The following is a 21,818-nucleotide window of genomic DNA, read 5'->3' on the forward strand; positions in this document are numbered from 1 at the left end:
GTTTTTTGGACGGTAGTTCTATAAAGACGCCGCAGGGTGGGCGGTGCTGTGTAGTCCGGCACGTCCAGCGGTCGTGGTGCTGCGCACCCCGACTGCCCGGGTCTGCCTCGTCCAGGCGGGCGTCGGGCGAACTCGCCCGGCCTCGCGAGGCCGGGCTCAGACAGCGCCCGCCGACACCCCCCGCCTTCCCTTCGTCAGCACCCGGCGCTGGACTACCGCCGGACTACACAGCACCGCCCACCCTGCGGCTTGCGTTGAGGCAATGCATCGAGGTATACGTTGGGGAGCCCGTGTTTAGTCAATCGAGTCGTACATTGAGGTATACGTGACCACGTGATGGAGGCATGGGTGCGTGCACGTTAATTCCAGACATCCCGTAATGTAATTCCAGGCATACCCTAACGCGAGCCGTCTATCGGGGCTTGGGGTCAGGGCCGGCGTAAGGCGTGCGCCGGATGCTACCGTAGGGAAGGCGGGGGCTTTCGGCGGGCCATGTTTGAGCGTAGCCGCGCCAGCGGCGTAGCGAGTTTGGCCCGACGCCCGCCTGGACGAGGTAGATCCGGATCAAGCACGCCGTGCCGGCCCTGACCCCAAGCCCCGATAGACGGCGTCTTCAAATACCAAAGCGACCAAAACATCGAATCCCGTAAACACTCGAACCAAAAATACGTTAAGCGGCCTGCGCCCGCACTGTGGCGCGCCCTTCCCGCGCCGGCAACAGCAGAACACCCGCTATACCGATCAGCACGCTGATCAGCACATAATAAATAGGAGCGATGTTGCTGCCGGTCGCCTGCACCAGCCAGGTATTGAAAAACGGCGCCAAGCCGCCGAACAGCAGCACGGCAAGGTTGTATGTGATTGCGGCTCCCGTCGAACGCACCCCGACCGGAAAGACTTCCGTGAACACAATGGGAGTGGGGCCCCAGAAAAAACTCATGAAAAACGATACACCCATCTGCGCCGTCAGCAAGGCGGCGAACGAAGGCGCCGCGACAAGATGATGGAACAGGAAGTAGCTCGCTATGCCATACGCAATAATCCCCGGCAAGAGCACATTCTTGCGCCCATACTTGTCCGACAGATAGCCGGCGAGCGGGCAAAACACCAGTATCACCGCCGTACCGATAAATGTGGTCAGGTTGACGTCGGCCGCCGCCATGCCCAGCTGTTTCTTCGCAAAAATCGGCATGAAGAAAATGAATACATAAGCCGATACCGTACCCACCACCCCTATGCAAAGCGTAGCCAGCATCTCGCGCGGATAGTCTTTGAAAAGGCGAGCAAACGATGTCTTGGCGGATTTTTGGCGACTCTTCGACGCTTCGTTGATATAGGCCAGGAACTCCGGCGATTCGTCGACGCGCGAGCGGATCAGCCAGCCTACCGGCCCAACCAGAATGCCGAACAAGAATGGAATGCGCCAGCCCCAGGATTCCAGGGCATGAGTCGACAGGTTCACCGTCAGCAGATACGCCACCAGCGCACCGCAAGAGAATGCCAGGGCTTGCGAGCACATCTGGAAACTGCCATAAAAGCCGCGGCGATTCTTTGGCGCGAACTCGATCAGCATGGTCGTCGCACCGCTGAATTCCCCGCCCGCCGAAAAACCTTGTATCAGGCGCGCCAGCACCATGAGTATGGGCGCCGCAATGCCGATGGACGCGTAAGTAGGCAACAAGCCTATCATGCCCGTGCCTACCGCCATTAAAACGATGGTAAACGACAAAGCCTTCTTGCGGCCCATGCGATCGCCGTACATGCCCAGCAGCAGGCCGCCCAGCGGCCGCACGGCAAAGCCCACGCCAAAGGTGGCCAGGGCCAGCAGCAATGAAGAATAATCGCTGTGCGCCGGGAAAAACAGCTTGGAAATCACCACGGCGAACAGCCCGTAGATGGCAAAATCGAACCATTCGAAAGCATTGCCTATGACCGATGCCACGATGGCGCGCCGCACCATCTGCGGTGAAGGTTGTCTCACATCCATGCCCGTCTCCTTTTGGACTTGTTCAGCCTAATCTCTGGCGAACTATTTGAATGAAAACGCCAGCACCTATCGATGAAGAACTATCGTCGAAATCGAATTCGGGGTGATGGCAGGTCAGGCCGTCATGGCCCAGGAAAAAATACGAGCCCGGCCGCTGCTCGAGCATGAAGGCAAAATCTTCGGAAGCCATGAGTGCGTCGGCATTGACGATCACATTGCCTTTGCCCACCACGCACTCGGCGGCGCGCCTCACCACGTCGGTTTCGGCTTCGGTATTGATAGTGGGAGGAGAAGACTGCAGATGCTCGAACGTCACTTCGCAGCCGAAAGTCTGCGCCGCCCCCTCGCAAACCGCGCGCAAACGCGCCAGCATCAATGCCTGGGCCGCCTTGGAAAGCGTGCGGACCGTACCTTCAAGCTGGGCGGTCTCGGCGATGACATTGATTGCCGTGCCGGCATGAAACTTGCAGATGCTGAGCACTGCCGCATCGAACGGATCGACATTGCGGCTGACGACGCTTTGCAGCGACTGCACGATCGACGAGCCAATGATGATCGGATCCACGGATTTATGCGGCATGGCGGCATGGCTGCCCACACCCTTGATGCGGATGCGGAACAGATCGCAAGCCGACAAAATAGCCCCCGCCCTCACACCCACCTTGCCGGCGGGCACGCAATTATTATTATGCAAAGCGTAAATTTCGTCGCAGGGGAACTGCTCGAACAAACCGTGACGAATCATTTCCGAACCGCCGCGCAGCGTTTCTTCGGCCGGCTGGAAAATGAAATGCACCGTGCCCCGGAAGTCCTTGTGTGAAGACAGGTACTTGGCCACGCCCAGCAAAATGGCGGTATGGCCATCGTGGCCGCAGCCATGAAACACATTATCGTGAATCGAACGGTACTCGGCATGACCATTTTCCTGCATGGGCAGGGCGTCCATGTCGGCCCGCAGGCCAAGCGAGACACCGGTGCCTCGCGTACCGCGCAGCGTTCCTATCACTCCAGTCGTACCGCCAAAATCGGCCACCACCTCGATGCCCCATGACTCCAGCAGAGCCGCAACCTTTTCCGCGGTCCGATGTTCCTTGAAACCCAATTCCGGATGCCTGTGTATGTCGCGGCGCCAGCCCTGCATATCGGCAGCAAGGGCAAGCAGTTCGGATTCCTGGATCACGCTTCAGCTCCTTGAAAGCAATCAAACCTCTGCCGCATTCATTATTCGTACGGCACGGAAAAATCGTAGAATATCTCAAAAGTTGAAATTATCAACTAATTTTCTTATGCTCGGTTTCCCTAGGTCAGGGGGTGCCCGATCCCAATGTTCATGGGGTTTTCGGCCCTTGAGATAGAATGAGGGCTGGCATAAAAACCGGGACCATCAGGCGCATGGCAAAAACACCTATCCAGGTCACACAGCATCGCTCCGAATTCGCCGCCTACCTGACTTTCAAGCTCGATCTCGTCAAATCGGAAATGCTGCGCCAGGCTAATCTGGTCTACCGAAAGGAATTCGGGCTTGACGTGCGCTCGTTGCGCCTGTTGCGTGCCATCTGCGATAACCCGGGCGTGACCGCCACAGGCCTGAGGGAATTGACGCTGGTCGAAAAAACCATACTGTCAAAAGTCGTGGCCGAGTTGATCGCGCTGAAACTGATCCGGCGCTCGATACATCCGGACGACGCCCGCCACCATCAGCTTTGGCCGACCAAACGCGGAACGGAGCTGCGGATTGCCAGCGACGATCTCGGCCATACGATGGAATCGGCCATGCTGTCGGTGCTCTCGTCCGACGAACAGAATAATTTGAATCGCCTGCTCGACAAGCTGGCCAAAGAATTTTTAGCCAATGCCGGCCAGAAAGAAGACTGAATCGGGCCAAGTCTGGAGATACACCGATCCCGACGGGCGGCCGCAAAGGCCACTCCCACGTTGCCGCCCCTTGACTTCCAGGGCGGTATCTACGCTTGCGTGAAAAACTGAGGATGGCTGGCGCGGATTTGTTCCATGGATTCCAGAGTCCCCGACAAGTGCGTGCGCAAATGCTGTTGCGCGGCCAGGGGATCGCCGCGCACAATGGCCGCAAGGATCTGGCTATGGTCACTGACGATACGTGTGATCTTGCCCGCGGCGGGCAAATGCAATCGCCGCAAGCGATCGATATGGCCGCTGCGGCTGCGCACCAGCTTCCATAGCGCCTCTTTACCCGCGGCACTGTACATGCAGCGATGAAATTCCTGATCGGTCTCGGCAAAACCGCCGAAATCCTGTTTTTCCTGCAGCGATACCTGCCTGTCCAGCAGCGACTTCAAGGTTGCCAGCAATTCGGGAGTGCTGTTCAGGGCCAGGTCACGCACGATTTCAAGCTCGATCGCGCGGCGTAGAAAATGAGTTTCTTCGGCATGGCGGGTATCGATCAGGCTGACCTTTGTGGCCGCCTGCGGAAATACATCGATCAGTTGCTCTTCGGCCAGCCTCAGCAGGGCCTCTCGAACCGGCGTCTGGCTGACGCGGTAATCCGCCGAGAGCTGAACACGCGACAGCGGCGCCCCCGGCAGTAGCTCCAGGGAAATGATTTTATGCCGCAGCAACTCGTACAACTGCGGAGCCGCCTGTCTGTACCGATCCAATTCTGCTGTCGATGCCATAGTTAAAACCAATCGAAAGGATTTAGTTTATATAAAATTAATACTTTTTGTTAATATACTAATATATTAGTATAGTTTTCCGCAATGACTAACAAATTTTTTTCGATCAATGGAGACAATATGAAAATCGTCAAACACATCAGTTCCATTTTAATGGCTGCGCTCACCGCGGCCGGGGCAACAGCCTATGCCCAGGGGCAAAATGAAATAACCATTACCAAGCAGCCCAGCATTCTGTATTTGCCGGCGCTGGTCATGGAAAAGCAAGGCCTGATCGAAAAAGCCGCCGCGGCCGACGGCATCAAGGACCTGAAAGTGAACTGGCGCTCATTCAGCAGCGGCGGCGCATCGACCGATGCCCTGCTGTCGGGCAATGTGCAGATCGTCAATAGCGGCCTGGGCAATTTGCTGCTGCTGTGGGACCGCACCAAAGGCCAGGTCAAGGGCATTACGACCAACTCGGCGCTGCCCCTGACGCTGGTCAGCCGCGATCCGAAAATCAAGACATTGAAAGACTTCGGCCCTAAAGACAAAATAGCCGTGCCGACGGTACGCATCTCGACCCAGGCCATCTTGCTGCAAATGGCGTGTGAAAAGGCATTTGGCAAAGACAACTGGGCCAAGCTCGACGTCAATACAGTGCAATTGGGCCATCCCGATGCGGCCGCCATGCTGGCCAATCCAAAAGGCGAAATCTCCTCGCATTTCGCCGCGCCTCCTTATGACTACAAAGAACTCAAGACTGTCCCCAACGCGCACGTCATCCTGCGCTCGAACGACGTCATCGACGGCGGCCTGTCCCAATCGACGCTGTTCACCACCACCAAGTTTGCGGACGCCAATCCCAAAATCATCAAGGCTGTGCTGACCGCATCCAAAGAGGCTATCGATTACATCAAGGCCAATACCGAAAAGTCGGTCGAAATCTACCGCGAGATCAGCGGCGACAAGACCAGCGTGCCTGAGCTGCTGGACATGCTCAAACAACCCGGCATGATGGACTTCCAGATGGCTCCGGCCGGTTCCATGAAGTTCGCCGAACACATGCACAAAGTCGGCATCCTGAAAACCATGCCCAAGAAATGGACCGATTACTTCCTGCCCGCCTCCGCGTCGCTCAATGGTAATTAAGTAAGGCGGAGATCTGGAGATCAGAATGTCGTATTTGCTTGAAGTAGACACCGTAACCCTGCGGTATAAAACACCCGATAGTATTGTCACGGCCACCGACAAGGTCAGTTTTAACGTCAATAGCGGAGACCGGTTCGTATTGCTCGGCCCTTCCGGTTGCGGCAAATCCACCTTGCTCAAGGCCGTGGGCGGCTATCTGGCTCCAGAAGAAGGCGAGATCCGGATCAAGGGCAAGCCGGTCAAACGGCCAGGTTCGGATCGGATGATGGTGTTCCAGGAGTTCGATCAGCTTTTGCCCTGGAAAACAGTGCTCGACAATGTCATGTTCCCCTTGCTGGTAGCGCGCAAGATGCCCAGAAAGCAGGCTGAAGAGCGCGCCAGGGCTTATGTCGAGAAGGTCCATCTGGACAAGTTCGCCGACAGCTACACCCACACCCTGTCGGGCGGCATGAAGCAGCGCGTGGCCATCGCCCGCGGCATGGCCATGGAGCCGGACATCCTGCTGATGGATGAACCTTTCGCCGCGCTCGATGCTCTGACACGACGCCAGATGCAGGACGAGCTTCTGCAGCTCTGGGAAGGCACCCGCTTCACCGTCATGTTTGTGACCCACTCGATTGCCGAAGCCATACGCATCGGCAATCGCATCCTCCTGCTCTCGCCCCACCCCGGCGAAGTCAAGGCCGAAGTCAGCAATGTCGAGGCCGTTTCGTTCGAAGACGGCTCGGCCGCGGCGCTCGAACAGGAAATACACGAGTTGTTATTCAATCAAAAAGAAGGGGCGCATTAATGGGCCAGGCAACTATCACCATGAAACAGGCGGCCGACACCTCGGCCACCAAGAATGTCGTGCTGGTACGCCAGCTGTCGGCCTGGCAAAAACTCTGGAACAATAATTTTTTCCGCAAGACCGCCATCATTATCGTGCTGGCCCTGGCCTGGGAAATTTACGGACGCCTGCTCAATAACCCTTTGCTGTTTCCCACGCTTTCCGACACGGTCCAGTCTTTCATCGACCGCATCGGCGATGGAGTCCTGCTGGCGCGCGCCTGGACCTCGATCAAGGTGCTGCTGATCGGATACGTCATAGGCATAACGCTGGCGGCCATCATTACCGTGCTGGCCATCAGCACCCGCATCGGCACGGACTTCCTGGAAGTCATGACCGCCATGTTCAACCCGCTGCCCGCCATAGCGCTGCTGCCGCTGGCCCTGATCTGGTTCGGCCTGGGCACCACCAGCATCGTCTTCGTTCTGCTGCACTCGGTGGTATGGGTGGTGGCGCTCAATACGCAGGCCGGCTTTCTTGCGGTCTCGCATACCTTGCGCATGGTGGGCAGGAATTATGAGCTGCGCGGCCTGAGCTATGTGGCCAGAATCCTGATTCCCGCAGCCTTTCCCTCGATATTGACCGGCCTGAAAATAGGCTGGGCATTTGCCTGGCGTACCCTGATCGCCGCCGAACTGGTGTTCGGGGTCGCATCCGGCAAAGGCGGCCTGGGCTGGTTCATTTTCGAAAATCGCAATCTGCTCGACATACCGGCGGTGTTTGCCGGCCTGCTGACCGTTATCATTATCGGATTGATCGTGGAAAACTTGGTCTTTCGCCTGATCGAAAAGAAAACCGTCAGGCGTTGGGGCATGCAAAGCTAACTCATACCAGGAAAACAAATGAAAACCCCGGATTCATTACGCAGCGCACGCTGGTTTGCTCCCGACGACCTGAGAGGTTTCGGACACCGGTCCAGAATCATGCAAATGGGCTACGGCCCTGACGACTGGGCCGGTAAACCGGTAATCGGCATCATCAATACCTGGTCGGATATCAATCCCTGTCACGCCCACTTCAAGCAGCGCGTCGAAGACGTCAAGCGCGGCGTGCTGCAGACGGGCGGCTTTCCCCTCGAATTGCCGGCCCTGTCGCTCGCGGAACAATACGTCAAGCCGTCCACCATGCTGTATCGCAATATGCTGGCCATGGATGTCGAAGAACTCATCCGCTGCCACCCTATCGACGGCGTGGTGCTGATGGGCGGTTGCGACAAGACTACGCCGGCATTGCTCATGGGAGCAAGCAGCGCCGGCGTGCCGGCTATTTATATACCCGCCGGCCCCATGCTGCGCGGCAATTGGGAAGGCAAGGTGCTGGGTTCGGGCTCGGATGCCTGGAAGTTCTGGGACGAGCGCCGCGCCGGCAATATCACGCCGGTGCAATGGCTGGGCATCGAAGGCGGCATCGCACGCAGCCACGGGCACTGCATGACCATGGGCACGGCCAGCACCATGACGGCCATTGCCGATGCGCTGGGCATGACTTTGCCGGGCGCATCGTCGATTCCGGCCGCCGATGTCAACCATATCCGCATGTGCGCCGAAGCCGGTCGCCGCATTGTCGATATGGTCTGGGAAGATCTGACTCCGGAAAAAATCCAGACGGTTGCCGCGTTCAAGAACGCCATTACCGTTGCCATGGCCATGGGCTGTTCCACCAATGCGATCATCCATGTCATCGCCCAGGCCCGTCGCGCGGGCTGCGATATCAGCCTGGACGATTTCGAGGCGGCAAGCCGCAAGGTGCCCGTGATTGCCAATGTGCGGCCGAGCGGCGACAAATACCTGATGGAAGATTTCTACTATGCCGGCGGCCTGCGCGCGCTCATGGGCGAGCTCAAGTCGCACCTGGATCTGAGCGTCATGACCGTCACGGGCAAGACGCTGGGGGAAAATCTGGAGGGCGCCGAAGTCTACAACCACGATGTCATCCGCAGCCTCGACAACCCCATTTACGCGGAAGGCTCGCTGGCGGTGCTCAAAGGCAACCTGGCTCCCGACGGCTGCGTAATCAAGCCGGCCGCCGCCGAAAAACGCTTCCTGAAGCACACCGGCAAGGCGCTGGTATTCAATAGCTACCCCGAAATGAAAGAACAGATCAACCGGCCCGATCTCGATGTCACGGCCGACCATGTTCTGATCTTGCGCAATGTCGGCCCGCAGGGCGGCCCTGGCATGCCGGAATGGGGCATGATTCCAATTCCGCAAAAACTGGTCGAACAAGGGGTGCGCGACATGGTCCGCATCTCCGACGCGCGCATGAGCGGCACAAGCTACGGTGCCTGTGTGCTGCATGTGGCCCCCGAAGCGTATATTGGCGGCCCGCTTGGACTGGTCGAGAACGGCGATGAAATCTCGGTGGATGTGGCGGCACGCCGTATTCACCTGAATGTTTCCGACAGCGAACTGGAGCGTCGCAAGGCCGCGCGCAGCGCACCCGAACCCCGCTATGAACGCGGCTACGGGTGGATGTTCACGCGCCATATCCAGCAAGCCGATCTCGGCTGTGATTTCGACTTTTTACAAACCGGATTTGGCAAGCCCGTCGGTGAACCGGACATCTTCTAGGAGAACATCTCATGGCAGTACTCAGCGCAGTCATCATGAACCAGCTCAAGCAAGTCAGTGTGGCCACCGTCACTACGGCCTTGTACAAGCGCGGCTTCAGAAACCAGATGATTCAGGACGTCTACCCTGTCGGCGCCGGCAAGAAAGAACGCTTGATCGGGCCAGCCTACACACTGCGCTATATGCCGGCGCGTGAAGACCTCAATAAACTCGAGGTCTTCCGCGACCACGAGCACCCGCAGCGCAAGGCGGTGGAAGAATGCCCGCCGGGATATGTGCTGGTGATGGACAGCCGCAAGGATGCACGGGCCGCCTCGGCGGGCGGAATATTGGTCACGCGCCTGCAGCAGCGCGGCGTGGCCGGCGTCATTACCGATGGCGGTTTTCGCGACTCAATGGAAATCGCCAGCCTGACGATGCCCGCCTATCATCACCGCCCTTCGTCGCCGACCAATCTTACGCATCATCAAGCCATCGATATCAATGTGCCGATAGGCTGCGGCGACGCGCCTGTATTTCCGGGCGACATTATTTTCGGCGATGAGGAAGGCGTGGTCGTGATCCCGGCGCATGTGGTCGAAGATCTGGCTGAAGAAGCGGTCCAGATGACGGCCTTCGAAGACTTCGTGACGGAAAAAGTAAAGGAAGGCCGTTCGATTCTGGGCCTGTATCCGGCCACCGACCCTAAAACCCTGGACGATTTCGCTGTCTGGAGGAAGGCCAATAATCGATAGGTAATCCGCTGTTTCGTGGTGGGGTACTTATTGCGGGCGTTTTGCGTACTTAAACCGCTGCGCCTGTGGCCTAGCGCATTTTTTGGTTTGAGTTGCTTACGGAATTCGATGTTTTGGTAGCTTTGGTATTTAAAGACGCCGTCTATCGGGGATAGGGTCAGGACCGGCACGGCGTGCTTGATCCGGATCTACCTCGTCCAGGCGGGCGTCGGGCCAACTCACTACGCCGCTGGCGCGGCTCCGTTCAAACAGGGCCCGACGACTTCCCCCGCCTTCCCTACGGTAGCATCCGGCGCACGCCTTACGCCGGTCCTGACCCTATCCCCGATAGACGGCTCGCGTAATGGCATGCCTGGAATGAACTTGCCCGCCTCAACGTATACCTCGATGCATGATTTCAACGTTTCTCTCGGTGCATGTTTCTCTCGGTGCACGACCCCAATGCCTCTCTCTATGCATTGCCTCAACGCAAGCCGCAGGGTGGGCGGTGCTGTGCAGGCCGGCGGTAGTCCAGCGCCGGGTGCTGACGAAGGGAAGGCGGGGGCCTTCGGCGGGCGCTGTCTGAGCCCGGCCTCGCGAGGCCGGGCGAGTTCGCCCGACGCCCGCCTGGACGAGGCAGACCCGGGTAGTCGGCTAGCGCAGCTAGCCGACCGCTGGACGTGCCGGACTGCACAGCACCGCCCACCCTGCGGCGTCCTTATAGAATTAACCGCCGCCTACACAGCAACGCTCACTCCAAAGTCACTACCCAAGCCAAAAAGCGGCTCAAAAAACAAAGTGACTGAAACACACCCAGTGCCATAAAACACTCGAACCAAAAATGCCCCAGGCGAGTCGAGCTCGCATCGCCCAGCCTTGACCTTGCCGAGACTGCCCGTGTCCAAGCCACCGGCGCCGCTCACTCACGCAAGCTGCTCAATGCGCTGCGACAATTGCCTGGCGTTCTGCACCACGAGTTCGATTAGCGCTGTTTCCGGCAATTGCAAAGGCGTGCGCTCGTCGGTCACCAGCACCAGGCTGCCCAGAATTTCCTGGTGCTCGCCAAACACGGGAGCGGCAATACCCACCACCCCTTTATCCAGCTCGCCGCGCGAAATGTAATAGCCCTGGCTGCGGATTTGCCTCAACGAACGGCTGAACGCCTTCCAGTCGCCCCCCAAGGCCATCGCATCGTCGCGCGTGAGCGGATCGAGCAGCGAAGCCTCGTACAGGCGCTTGAGCCGACGCCGCTCCATATGCGCCACGACCACATGCGCCTGCGAACCCCGGAACAGCGGCATGGGCAAACCTTTCGTATACCGCAGCCGTATGGCTTGTACCCCGGTCACATGCGCGACGTTCACCAGCGTGTGATCATACATATTGCACAGCAGCACATTGGCTCCGGTAGCGCGGGCCAACGCATCCATAAGATCATGCGCCGCCGCGATGATCGGATCGCAAGTGCTGATCAGGTATTCGAGCTCGATCAGCTTCAGGCCAAGCCGATAGCGACCGAACAGCCGCGACAAAAGTCCAGCCTCGACCAGATCGGCCGCATAGCGGTAGGCCGAGGCCGGGCTCGCATCCAGGGCCTGTGCGATTTCATCGATGGTAATCAGCGGCTTGTGCTCGCCAAACAGGTTCAGGATGGTCGACACGCGGCTGATGACTGAACGCTCATTGGCCATGGCAAACCCTCCGGGCGACAAAAGCTGGATTCACACGCAACACTCCCTTATCGGTTGGCCCATTTCCAGATCGCGACTGGCGGCAGGATGGAGGCTTACTTCGCGCTGACACCATGCCTGGAAATAGAACTCGGCAATTATCTCATTTAAAAAGAATATTGACATATTTTTGAATAAAAATTATGCTTTATTATCAATAAACAAGAATATTGTTATTTAATAGCCGTTATGCAGCACCTCCTGCCAAGGACTCCCATGCCCATCGAACTTAAAGCCTACCCCTTTGACTTCACCAAACGACAGTCAAGTCATTCCAGTCTGCCGAACAACACCCGGCACCCGGTGGTCATCGTCGGGGGCGGTGTGGCCGGCCTTACCGCCGCGGTCGCCCTGGCCCGGCAAGGCATACCTTCGGTCGTGATCGAAGCCGACGATACAGTCTGCTACGGTAGCCGGGCCATCTGCATTTCACGCCGCAGCCTGGAGATCTTCGAGCGCATCGGCGCTGTCGATGCGATTCTGGCCAAGGGCCTGGCCTGGACGGGGGGCCGGTCCTACTACCGCGACACCGAGGTGCTGCACTTCACCATGCCCCATGATGAAAACCAGAAACTGCCGCCCATGATCAATATCCAGCAATACTATCTGGAAGAATTCCTGGTCCAGGCGGCCGAACGCTACCCCGAACTGATCGATATCCGCTGGGGCGCCAAAGTAACGGGCGTACAAAACGAAGCCGATGGCGTGCGGTTGAATATCGTCGAGGCCGAACAAACCTACCGCCTGGAAGCCGACTGGGTGCTGGCCAGCGACGGCGGCCGCAGCCTCATGCGCGAGGCCTTGGGCCTGCAACTGGAAGGCACGGCCTACGAAGGCCGCTACGTCATTGCCGATATCGCGCTGGAATCCGCCCTGCCCACCGAACGCCTGGCCTGGTTCGATCCTCCATCCAATCCCGGATCAACCCTGCTCATGCACAAGCAGCCGGACAATATCTGGCGCATCGATTACCAGTTGCGCGACGATGAAGACCCCGAAGAAGCGGTAAAACCCGAAAACGTATTGCCGCGGGTCCAGGCCCACCTGGAAATGATAGGCGAAACAGGCCGCTGGGAACCGCTCTGGATCACGGTCTACAAGGCCAACGCCCTGACGCTGGGCAAGTATCGCCACGGGCGCGTCCTGTTCGCCGGCGATGCCGCCCATCTGGTCCCTATTTTTGGGGTCCGCGGCGCCAACTCTTCCATCGATGACGCCGACAATCTGAGCTGGAAGCTGGCCAGCGTCATCAAGGGCCACGCACACGAATCCCTGCTCGACTCCTATTCCGGGGAACGTGTCTTCGCCGCCCGCGAAAACTTGAAGAGCGGCATGAAAAGCACCGAATTCATGGCTCCGCCCACTTTCGCCTTCAAGCTCATGCGCGAAGCCGTGCTGAATCTCTCGGTGGATACTCCGGCCATACGCAGCCTGATCAATCCGCGACAAACCAGCGCCATTGCGTATACCGGCTCAAGCCTGAATGCACCAGGCAGCGAAGACTCCGCATTTATCGGCGGGCCGCCGGCTGGCACCGTACTCAGCAATGTTCCGCTCACGCTTTGGCGCAAAGGGCTGGACGGCACACCCACTCATCTGGGCGACCAGATCAAGGCTGGCCAGTTCCTCGTCCTGCATTTTTGCACCGAAGGCCGGGCGGCGGCCGGCCTCGCCGCTGCCGTCGCCAAGCTCCAATCCTGCCAGTTGCCGGTGCGATTGGCATTGCTCAGCCGCGAGCCGGCCGCCGAGGCAAGCGACTGCGATTTTCTTCTGGATGCACAGGGTACGGCTTTCGGGCTGTACGACGCCACCCCGGGCACCAGCTACATCCTGCGGCCCGACGGCTACGTGCTGGGGCGCTGGCGCACCACGTCAGGCAACACCCTCGAACAGGCTATCCGCGCTTGCCTGAAAGGCGCTTCGAATCAACAGGAGCTCGCATGAACGAACTCGACCTGGACCGTGTCTACACCCATCTGTGCAAATCGCTAAGTGAAGTCGGCGAATCCCAGGCCAATCAGGCGCTTGCCCGGTTCGCCCTGCTGGCCATGCTTGAAATCGACAATGCGGACAAAATTGAAGTGCTGATCGAACGCGCCATGAAATGCTGATGGAGCGCGTTATTCCATAGCGACAGCCCTTGTGCCGCCCGGTTACGGCGGATTCATCGGCATGGGGGCGGGCCTTGTGCCCGCCTGTTCGGCCGACGCGTTGCCGCGGGCGGGCACAAGGCCCGCGCTTACGATACCGCCTTAGCGGCGGTATTTGCGGCGGCTCAGGCGCGAACCTGTTGAATCACATCATCGAGGCGCCGCAGCATCAGGTCGATTTCCTCGGCGGTGACATTGAGCGACGGCATGAAGCGCAGCAAGTTCGGGCGCGGCGAATTGAGCAACATGCCCTCTGGACTGCTGTTACGGGCCGTTTCCACAATGGCGGCGCCATCATTGCGATCCATGATGAGCGCGCGCAGCAGGCCCACGCCCCGCTCTCCCTTCATGCCCCACTTGGCCGACAGCCTTGCGAGGCCTTCCGACAATTGCTGGCTGCGGTCGTTGACGGCCTCCATGAAGCCCGGCGCGGTCAGCTCGTCGAACACAGCCACACCCACCGCCGTCATCAGTGGGTTGCCATTGTAGGTGCCGCCCTGGTCGCCATGCGAGAAGCACGACACGGCTTCCCGCGCGCACAAAGCCGCCAGCGGCACGCCGGCGCCTATGCCTTTGCCCAGGGTCATGATGTCGGGCGTAATGCCGGCATGCTCGTACGCAAACAGCTTGCCGGTGCGGCCCATCCCGGTTTGCACTTCGTCGACAATCAGCAGCAGGCCATGCTCATCGGCCAGCTTGCGCAAAGCCTGCATGAATTCGGCTGTAGCCGGGATCACCCCGCCTTCGCCCTGCACGGGTTCGAGCATGATGGCGACCGTCTGCGCATCGATCAGGGCCCGCACCGAAGCTATATCGTTCAGGTCGGCTTTCGGGAAGCCGTCGACCTGAGGTGCGAAAATGGTATCCCAGCCCGGCTTGCCCGACGCCGACATGGTGGCTATCGTGCGCCCATGGAAGCTGTGGTCGAAAGTAATGATCTTGTAGGCGCCCTTGCGGTTCAATTGGCCCCACTTTCGAGCCAGCTTGATTGCCCCTTCATTGGCCTCGGCGCCGCTATTGGCAAAAAAGATGCGATCGAAGCACGACGCGCCGGTCAGGCGCATGGCCAGCTTGATCGACGGCTCGTTGTAAAAGGCCGGCGAGGGATTCAGCAACTTTGCCGACTGTTCGTTGATGGCCTTGACCACGGACGCGGGGCAATGGCCCAGACAATTCACCGCCCACCCCTGCACGAAATCCAGATATCGCTTGCCGTTGTGATCCTCGAGCCAGGAACCATTGCCACGGACAAACACCAGCTCTGGACGTGAAGTGATTTCCATGAGTGCGTTCACGTCCGACTGATTAAATTTCATTTTGACATCCTTGAGGAAAGGGAGGGTGATGAACAAAAGATCCCAGGCAACTGCAGGCTTTCCAGGACACACGGCGCCCTGAAAACAGGAGATTTTAACAATCCCGCTGCAGAAGATTACTTCGGAATTATAAAGATCAAATTGGCACGCAACCAATCAGGCCTGTAAAACGAGCCAACATCGATCGTGCGCACCGGTGATGGGGGTACGAGGCCCGCCCACATCAATTGCGGGCTTTGCCGCTGAATATCTTCTGCGCAAACTGCAGTCCGAAGACATTGAGCGCCAGCCCAAGCATGACCACCGCCCCGCCCACCCATTGGATCAGGCTCAGATGCTCGCCCAGCAGCAGCCACGACGAAACCAGGCCAATAACCGGTATCAGCAGGCTCAGAGGGGCAATCTTGCTGACGGGGTGCCTGCCCAGCAGGCGCCCCCACAACACATAACCGACAATCGTTGCCACCAGCGCCAGGTAGATGACCGAGGCCACGCCAACAGCGCTGATACTCAGGAGGCTGTGCCGAATCCGCGCCGGACCCTCGATTACCCAGGACAGCACGAAAAACGGGATGGGCGGAATCAGTGCGGCCCATACCACCAGCCCAAGCATATCCACCTTGCCGATGCGCTTGACGACGATATTCCCGCAGGCCCAGGACAACGCCGCGCACAGGGTCAGGATAAAGCCCAGCACCGAAACGCTGCCAGGCAGCGCCCCCTGTTCAATCAGCACCAGCCCCAGGACCGCAACCACTATGCCAAGCACATTGGGCCAGCGCACACGCTCGCCCAGGAACAGGGCGGCTATCAGCACAGTGAAAAAAGCCTGCGACTGCAACACCAGCGAGGCCAGGCCCGCCGGCATACCAACGTATATCGCCGTGAACAGAAAGACAAACTGTCCAAAGCTCAGCGTCAGGGCATACAAGAGCAGCGAGCGCCATGCAAGCAAAGGGCGCTTGATGAAAAAGACGGCGGGAAACGCCACCAGGCCAAACCGCAATCCTCCCAGCAACAGAGGGGGAATCTCGTGCAGGCCTACCTTGATCACCACGAAATTGATGCCCCAGGCGCTTATCACGGCCAAAGCAGCCAGCCAGTCACGAACGGGCATTTCCAATCCTCAAGGTGTTATGCGCGACTATTTTGCCTGAAGCCGAAAAAATATGTTCGACCTATCTTTGTCGCAATTGTCCAGCTAGGGCCCGCGCGACCTTGTATAGTTAGCAAAGCAGGCCGAGTCATGCAAGCACATGGGCTCGGCCCGATTTTTCCGATACAGCAAGAAAATCAGGTTCAATATGTCAATCTCCGTCTTGAGTTTGCACAGCTACCCCGTCAAATCATGCGCGGGCCTTGCGCACGAAACCGCGCCCATCACCGCCGCCGGCATGCCCTTCGATCGGAACTGGGTCATCGTGGACCAGCACGGAATCTTCATGACCCAGCGCAGTTACGCCAGGATGGCTTTGATCCAGCCTGGGCTCGATGCCGATTGCCTGAGCCTGAGCGCGCCCGGCATGCCCGCCATCGCCATCCCCTTGCGCAGCACCGACCCTGTTCCCACGCAGGTTCCCGTACGCATCTGGAGCTCCGATACCCTAGGCTACGACGAAGGCGATTCGCCAGCGCAATGGCTAAGTCAATTCTTGAATCTGCCTTGCCGCCTGTTGCGCGTGCACCCGCAAGCCACCCGGATCGCCAGCAAAAAGCATGTCGATGCCTGGCTCGGGAAACACAAACACTGGGAGCCCGATTTCCCGGCCCGTCACCAGTTCGCCTTTGCCGACGGCTTCCCCTTTCTTGTTGCCAACCAGGCCTCGCTGGACGAACTGAACCAACAACTGCAGGAAAAAGGACAAGCGCCTGTACCCATGAACCGCTTTCGCCCGAATATCGTCGTGCAGGGACTCGCTCCCTTCGAGGAAGACTATCTCGGCGGAATGCGCATCGGCTCGCTGGCCTTTGCCTTCGTTAAAGCCTGCGCCCGCTGCCCCATCCCCAATATCGATCAGGCAACGGCCCTATCGGCGGCCGAACCCGGCCTTACTCTGGCCGCGCACCGCAGCTTCGAGGAAGGGGTATTGTTTGGTGTCAATGCCGTAGTGGCGGGACCCAGCTCGCAGTTGAGCACGGGCGACTACGTAGAGCCCGAATTCGACCTTTAAGCTGCCTGGCTGCTGCGCCCGAAATACTTTTCCAGGCGTCCCTGTACGCGTTCGAGGCACAGACTCAGCACCCAGTAGATGCCAGCGGCGGCCAGATACAAGGGCAGCGGCTGGAAGGTGGTTGCAATCACATCCTTGGTGGCCAGCAGCAACTCGGTCACGGTAATGACCGACACCAGCGACGTATCCTTGATCAGGCTGATCAAGGTATTGCTCATGGATGGCACCGCAAGGCGCAAAGCCTGAGGCAGGACCACATAATAAAGGTTCTGCCAGTAAGTCAGGCCCAGGCTGTAGCCTGCGGACCACTGCCCACGCGCAATACCTAGAATGGCCCCACGCAGGCTTTCGGAAATATAGGCTCCCGCATTCAGACTCAAGGCAAGGATGCCCGCAGTCAGCGGATCGAACGAAATGCCTATGCCCGGCAAGCCGTAGTAAATAATAAACACCTGCACCAATAATGGGGTGCCCCGCATAAGGCTCACATACACGGAAGCCGGCCATCGGCTCAGACGGCTTGGCACAATGCGCGCCACGGCGATCGCGAACCCGATCAGCAAACCGCCCAGCATGGCCGCAAAGGCAAAGATAAGCGTATAGCCGGTTCCCTTCAAAAGAATCGGCGCCGCTACCTTCATCAATTCCAAAAAATTCATACTTGATCCATAAGCCGGCTTGCAGACAAAACGGCATTTCAAAGCGCCGTACCTACCGCGGCACTGACGGCGAACGCGTGTGAAATGGCGCTGCCGCTCGACAAAATGCCGCGCAAACGCGCGGCATGCCATCGCCGCCGAATAATGCAAAGTCCCCGCAAACGCTTTATACGCCTGCGGGGACGAGTCATCCAGCTATTTTTTAATAGCGCCCGCCAGACATACCGCGTGGTCCTGTTCCACGGAAACCGTCTTGCACGGCAAGAAATGACTTTGAAAGCGCGGGGGCAGGCACAAGGGCCGCCCCTGCGAAACACAGAGCCAGCCTAATCAGCCTTGCGAACCTTGCTGACGTCGATGCCGAACCATTTATTGGAGATCTTGGCAAACTCGCCGTCTTTGAACGAATCTTCCAGCGCCTTGTTCACGGCCGCCTCGAACTTCGGATTACCCTTCTTGAAAGGAATGCCGTTGAACTTTGGATCGCCCACAATCGCGCCGCCCTTGATCGGGATATTGGACGTCTTGACCAGATAAGCCGTCATCAGTTGATCGTTAAGCGCCGCATCGACTCGCTTCCCAACCAGGTCGGACAGGTATTCGGGGGCACCCGGATAACTCTTGACAACAACGCCGGCCTGCGCCTTGGCAAGCGCCTCGTAATTGCTGCCCTGGGACACTCCCAGCTTCTTGCCCTTCAGGTCGGCGAAACTCTTGTACTGGCTGGTGTCGTCCTTGCGCAATATCAGTTGCGGGCTGGACGCGACATAAGGAACCGAAAAATCGAAGGTCTTTTTGCGTTCGGGCGTAATGCCCACCTGGTTGACAATCACATCGAATTTGCCTGACTCGAGGCCGGCCAGAATCCCGCTCCATTCCGTTTTGACGAACTGAACCTTCACGCCCAATTTGCCGGCAACCAGTTTCGCCACATCCACATCGAAACCATCGAGTTGCTGTGTTTTGGTGTCGACAAAGTTAAACGGAGGGTAGGTCCCTTCAAGGCCCACAATCAGTGTGCCGCGCGCCTTGACGGTGTCGAGCAAATCCGCGGCATGCGCGGAAACCGTCATCAACGTTGCAAAAGCCATGGTTCCGGCAGCCAGCGCACTACGTACGTACTTTGTCAATTTCATTTGATTTCCTGCTGAATAAGATGCGGAGCACCCAACGCGCCCGCGCCAGATATTCCCCCTGCATATATGCTCATGCTAACAATATTGAAGCGGCTTGATAACGATTTCATAATTACTTATATATATCTAAAATGAATATAAAAGCAATGACATGGCCGTTTCCGTTATTTAATTGACTGCGCCCTTATGCCAACCATTGCGCCGGGCTGCTGCCCAAGGCGTTGGCGGGATAATCCCATCGCATGGGCGCGCCCTGCACGTCGCAGGGTGGCCTGAGCCGGTGCGCGGGCCCCCAGGAGGTAAGTTCGATTTCGGGGCCGCAGTCATCCGCGATCTCCGGCTCCAATGCCGCCATCGCCCGCGAGGCCGGGCGGGACGCCAGCAACACGGCCGTGCGCGCCAGCGACAAGCGCGTCGTCGACCCCAGTCCCGTGACCAGGCGCCCGGTCAGGGCACGCACTACCGCGGCCGCCATTAAATAACCGCTGGCCTGGTCCAGCGCCTGCACCGGCAAGGGTGTCGGCTTATCCTTGCCGTAATGCCGCATGCCGGCATGGGCAAAGCCATTGCTCATCTGCACCAGGCTATCGAAACCGCGCCGGGTGTTCCAGGGCCCCGTCCAACCATACGCATCCAGGCACACATCCACCAGGCCCGGCCGTATCAGTTGCCGGACTTCCGCCCCCAGGCCCATGCGCTCCAGAGCGTCGGCCCGATAGCCGTGCACCAGAATGTCGGCGCCGCCCAGCAGGGCCTTGAACTGTTCCAGCTGCGCCAGGTCGCGAAAATCCAGTTGCGCGCAGCGCTTGCCCAAGGTGACTTCGGGCACCAGGCCCGGTTCGACCCAGAACGGCGGATCCACGCGCAACACCTGCGCCCCATAAGCGGCCAGAAATCGCGTACACACCGGCCCCGCCAGCACACGCGTGAGATCCAGCACCTTCAGCCCCGCCAAAGGCCGAGCTGGCGCCCCCCGCAAATCGCCCGGGGGGCCGGCACTGGCCTCTTGATAATGAAAGAGCGGCTCGGCAGCCACCGCCTGGCCTTGAGGGTGATGCGCCCATTCGTCTTGCGAGCGCATCATCGCCGCGCAGCCGCCGGCCTGGACAATAGCCGTTTCAAGTTCCAGGGCATCCCAGGACGCCACCGCCCGCGCTACCGCCTCGTGGTCGGCCTCCACTCCCAGTACCCGCAGCTCCGCGGCGCGATGGTGTGGCATATTGGCATGCAGGCGAACCCAGCCGTCCCTGCTTCTGTAGTCGCCCGTAACGGGATCCCTGACATCGGGGGGACTCCAGCCCTGAGGCCGCAACGACGCGCCAAACCAGAAAGAAGCCAGGCGGCGATCCACCGTAACGGAGGGGCGGCTGCCAAAGCGATGCCCTATGTACTCGGCCACCGCCAGGCCGGCCGAGCCAACCGCGGCAACCGCCAGTTCGGTAACGGCGAACGCCGAGGGCAAGGAACCCGCACCTGTCGCATCAAAGCCGCTGGCCTCGAACACAGACGGCTCCGCTGACATGGCCTGCAGGAACGTGTGTATTACAGAAGAATTGTCCATGGCTGCTCCCGGCAAGACTAAAGCTGCATCAGCAAAGCGTCAGCTGCACTCCCTGGTGAACCAGGTCATCGGCCTGCGCGTCGCGCGCCGACAGGCTGCCGACTCGCACCCCCAGAAGGCGGATCCGGTGATCCAGAGTGATGCGCTTCAAGCAGGCGCCCGCGGCGCGATGTATGACAGCCGCGTCGGCCGTGGCCTCAGGCAAGGTAATGTCGCGCGTGACAGTACGAAAATCATCGAAGCGCAGCTTTATGCCTATAGTACGTCCAAGGTACGCTTTGCGCTGCAGGTCGCCAGCCAGTTGCGCGCACAGGCGCCGAAACACTTCGGACAGCGCCGCGCGATCGCGCACCACGTGCAGATCGCGCTCGAAAGTCGTTTCGCGGCTCAGCGATTTCGGTTCGGAATGGGTCACGACCGGCCTCTCGTCCGTGCCATGAGCCACCTCGACCAGCCAGCGCGCGTAGCTAAGTCCGAAATGTTCCTGCAGCAAGGCCGGAGCCGCCCGCGCCAGCTCCGCCACCGTGTTGATTCCCAAGCCGGCCAGGCGGGCGCCTGCCTTGGGCCCAATGCCATTGATCTTGCGCACCGACAAAGGCCAGATGCGCTGTTCCAGATCGTCCAGGCTCAAAATCGTCAGGCCATCGGGCTTTTCCAGATCCGAGCCGATTTTCGACAGCAGCTTGTTGGGGGAGATGCCGATCGAACAGGACAAGCCGGTAGCCGTCTTGACGGCATCCTTGATTCGTTGCCCCAACTCGCGAGACGGCTCGGAGTGAGAGCTCAGATCGATATAAATCTCGTCGATGCCGCGATCTTCGATCGCAGGCGCCACGGCGGCCACCGCGTCTTTGAAAAGCCTTGAATATCGACGATACGCCGCGAAATCCACCGGCAGCAACACCGCATCGGGGGCCAGTTGCGCAGCCTTCATCATGCCCATGGCCGAAAATACCCCCAGGGCTCGGGCTTCGTAAGTCGAAGTCGTAATCACGCCGCGGCCGGTGTAGTCGCGCAGGCACGCAAAAATGTGCGTGCCATCGGCCTGCTTGCGGGGCTGTGTGTTGCTTCCGGCGCCTATCACCACCGGCAGGCCCCGCAGCTCGGGGTAGCGCAACAATTCGACCGACGCGTAAAACGCATCCATATCCAGATGTGCGATACGGCGTAGAGCTTCTTGAGAGGGTGAATTCTTTAATTCCATGATCAATCAG

General features: G+C 59.0%; 19 protein-coding genes. 9 read left to right on the forward strand and 10 right to left on the reverse strand.

The features are described 5' to 3' along the window. Positions 1–670: 670 nt before the first annotated feature. Positions 671–1,987 (reverse strand): MFS transporter, encoded by a 1,317-nt coding sequence (locus LSG25_RS15545; protein WP_232741811.1) that lies wholly within the window; start codon positions 1,985–1,987, stop codon positions 671–673. Positions 1,988–2,009: 22 nt separating this feature from the next. Next, complete coding sequence (locus LSG25_RS15550; RefSeq protein ID WP_232741812.1) at positions 2,010–3,167, reverse strand: M20 aminoacylase family protein; 1,158 nt, start codon at positions 3,165–3,167, stop codon at positions 2,010–2,012. Between the two features lie 212 nt (positions 3,168–3,379). Between LSG25_RS15550 and LSG25_RS15555 the strand changes: the two genes are divergently transcribed. Next, on the forward strand, positions 3,380–3,862 hold the full coding sequence (locus LSG25_RS15555; RefSeq protein WP_232741813.1) for a MarR family winged helix-turn-helix transcriptional regulator: 483 nt from the start codon (positions 3,380–3,382) through the stop codon (positions 3,860–3,862). A gap of 89 nt (positions 3,863–3,951) precedes the next feature. On the opposite strand, the gene LSG25_RS15560 is transcribed toward LSG25_RS15555, so the two are convergent. Next, the gene (locus tag LSG25_RS15560) at positions 3,952–4,638 is read right to left on the reverse strand and encodes a GntR family transcriptional regulator (protein ID WP_232741814.1); all 687 of its coding nucleotides are present in this window, start codon (positions 4,636–4,638) and stop codon (positions 3,952–3,954) included. A 120-nt stretch (positions 4,639–4,758) separates the two neighbouring features. Between LSG25_RS15560 and LSG25_RS15565 the strand changes: the two genes are divergently transcribed. The 5 genes from LSG25_RS15565 to LSG25_RS15585 are packed head-to-tail and all read left to right on the forward strand — an operon-like array spanning position 4,759 to position 9,902. Continuing rightward, complete coding sequence (locus LSG25_RS15565) at positions 4,759–5,769, forward strand: ABC transporter substrate-binding protein (RefSeq protein WP_232741815.1); 1,011 nt, start codon at positions 4,759–4,761, stop codon at positions 5,767–5,769. Positions 5,770–5,794: 25 nt separating this feature from the next. Further along, the gene (locus tag LSG25_RS15570) at positions 5,795–6,559 is read left to right on the forward strand and encodes an ABC transporter ATP-binding protein (RefSeq protein WP_232741816.1); all 765 of its coding nucleotides are present in this window, start codon (positions 5,795–5,797) and stop codon (positions 6,557–6,559) included. Beyond that, positions 6,559–7,422, forward strand: a complete 864-nt coding sequence (locus LSG25_RS15575) for an ABC transporter permease (RefSeq protein WP_232741817.1) — start codon at positions 6,559–6,561, stop codon at positions 7,420–7,422. The genes LSG25_RS15570 and LSG25_RS15575 overlap by 1 nt, the downstream gene beginning before the upstream one ends. 18 nt (positions 7,423–7,440) lie before the next feature. Beyond that, positions 7,441–9,168: an L-arabinonate dehydratase gene (gene araD, locus LSG25_RS15580; RefSeq protein WP_232741818.1), complete on the forward strand. Its 1,728-nt coding sequence runs from the start codon at positions 7,441–7,443 to the stop codon at positions 9,166–9,168. An 11-nt stretch (positions 9,169–9,179) separates the two neighbouring features. Beyond that, a complete protein-coding gene (locus tag LSG25_RS15585) occupies positions 9,180–9,902 on the forward strand; it encodes a ribonuclease activity regulator RraA (protein ID WP_232741819.1) in 723 nt (240 codons plus the stop codon). A 902-nt stretch (positions 9,903–10,804) separates the two neighbouring features. Here the strand turns inward: LSG25_RS15585 and LSG25_RS15590 are convergent. Beyond that, entirely contained in the window at positions 10,805–11,572 is a 768-nt protein-coding gene (locus tag LSG25_RS15590; protein WP_232741820.1) for an IclR family transcriptional regulator, read from the reverse strand. Positions 11,573–11,827: 255 nt separating this feature from the next. Here LSG25_RS15590 and LSG25_RS15595 point away from each other — a divergent pair, with 255 nt between their 5' ends. Together LSG25_RS15595 and LSG25_RS15600 are read left to right on the forward strand one after the other, a co-directional pair. Then, positions 11,828–13,555, forward strand: coding sequence for an FAD-dependent oxidoreductase (locus LSG25_RS15595; RefSeq protein ID WP_232741821.1), 1,728 nt, complete (start codon positions 11,828–11,830; stop codon positions 13,553–13,555). Continuing rightward, entirely contained in the window at positions 13,552–13,722 is a 171-nt protein-coding gene (locus LSG25_RS15600; RefSeq protein ID WP_232741822.1) for a hypothetical protein, read from the forward strand. Before LSG25_RS15595 ends, LSG25_RS15600 begins: the two co-directional genes overlap by 4 nt. 164 nt (positions 13,723–13,886) lie before the next feature. Here the strand turns inward: LSG25_RS15600 and LSG25_RS15605 are convergent, their stop codons facing one another. Then, on the reverse strand, positions 13,887–15,077 hold the full coding sequence (locus tag LSG25_RS15605; RefSeq protein WP_232741823.1) for an acetylornithine transaminase: 1,191 nt from the start codon (positions 15,075–15,077) through the stop codon (positions 13,887–13,889). A 223-nt stretch (positions 15,078–15,300) separates the two neighbouring features. Beyond that, positions 15,301–16,194 carry an EamA family transporter gene (locus tag LSG25_RS15610; RefSeq protein ID WP_232741824.1) on the reverse strand — a complete coding sequence of 298 codons (894 nt, stop codon included), beginning with the start codon at positions 16,192–16,194 and terminating at the stop codon, positions 15,301–15,303. 187 nt (positions 16,195–16,381) lie between these two features. Between LSG25_RS15610 and LSG25_RS15615 the strand changes: the two genes are divergently transcribed. Continuing rightward, positions 16,382–17,248, forward strand: coding sequence for an MOSC domain-containing protein (locus tag LSG25_RS15615; RefSeq protein WP_232741825.1), 867 nt, complete (start codon positions 16,382–16,384; stop codon positions 17,246–17,248). On the opposite strand, the gene LSG25_RS15620 is transcribed toward LSG25_RS15615, so the two are convergent. The 4 genes from LSG25_RS15620 to dinB form a co-directional block, all read right to left on the reverse strand. Next, positions 17,245–17,907: an amino acid ABC transporter permease gene (locus LSG25_RS15620; RefSeq protein ID WP_232741826.1), complete on the reverse strand. Its 663-nt coding sequence runs from the start codon at positions 17,905–17,907 to the stop codon at positions 17,245–17,247. The two genes, LSG25_RS15615 and LSG25_RS15620, sit on opposite strands and share 4 nt — an antisense overlap. 326 nt (positions 17,908–18,233) lie before the next feature. Continuing rightward, the gene (locus LSG25_RS15625; RefSeq protein ID WP_370635886.1) at positions 18,234–19,043 is read right to left on the reverse strand and encodes a transporter substrate-binding domain-containing protein; all 810 of its coding nucleotides are present in this window, start codon (positions 19,041–19,043) and stop codon (positions 18,234–18,236) included. 184 nt (positions 19,044–19,227) lie between these two features. Continuing rightward, complete coding sequence (locus tag LSG25_RS15630) at positions 19,228–20,604, reverse strand: CoA transferase (protein ID WP_232741827.1); 1,377 nt, start codon at positions 20,602–20,604, stop codon at positions 19,228–19,230. Positions 20,605–20,632: 28 nt separating this feature from the next. Further along, on the reverse strand, positions 20,633–21,808 hold the full coding sequence (dinB, locus tag LSG25_RS15635) for a DNA polymerase IV (RefSeq protein ID WP_232741828.1): 1,176 nt from the start codon (positions 21,806–21,808) through the stop codon (positions 20,633–20,635). Between the last annotated feature and the right edge of the window lie 10 nt (positions 21,809–21,818).

The organism is Paralcaligenes sp. KSB-10 (assembly GCF_021266465.1).
GTDB lineage: Bacteria > Pseudomonadota > Gammaproteobacteria > Burkholderiales > Burkholderiaceae_B.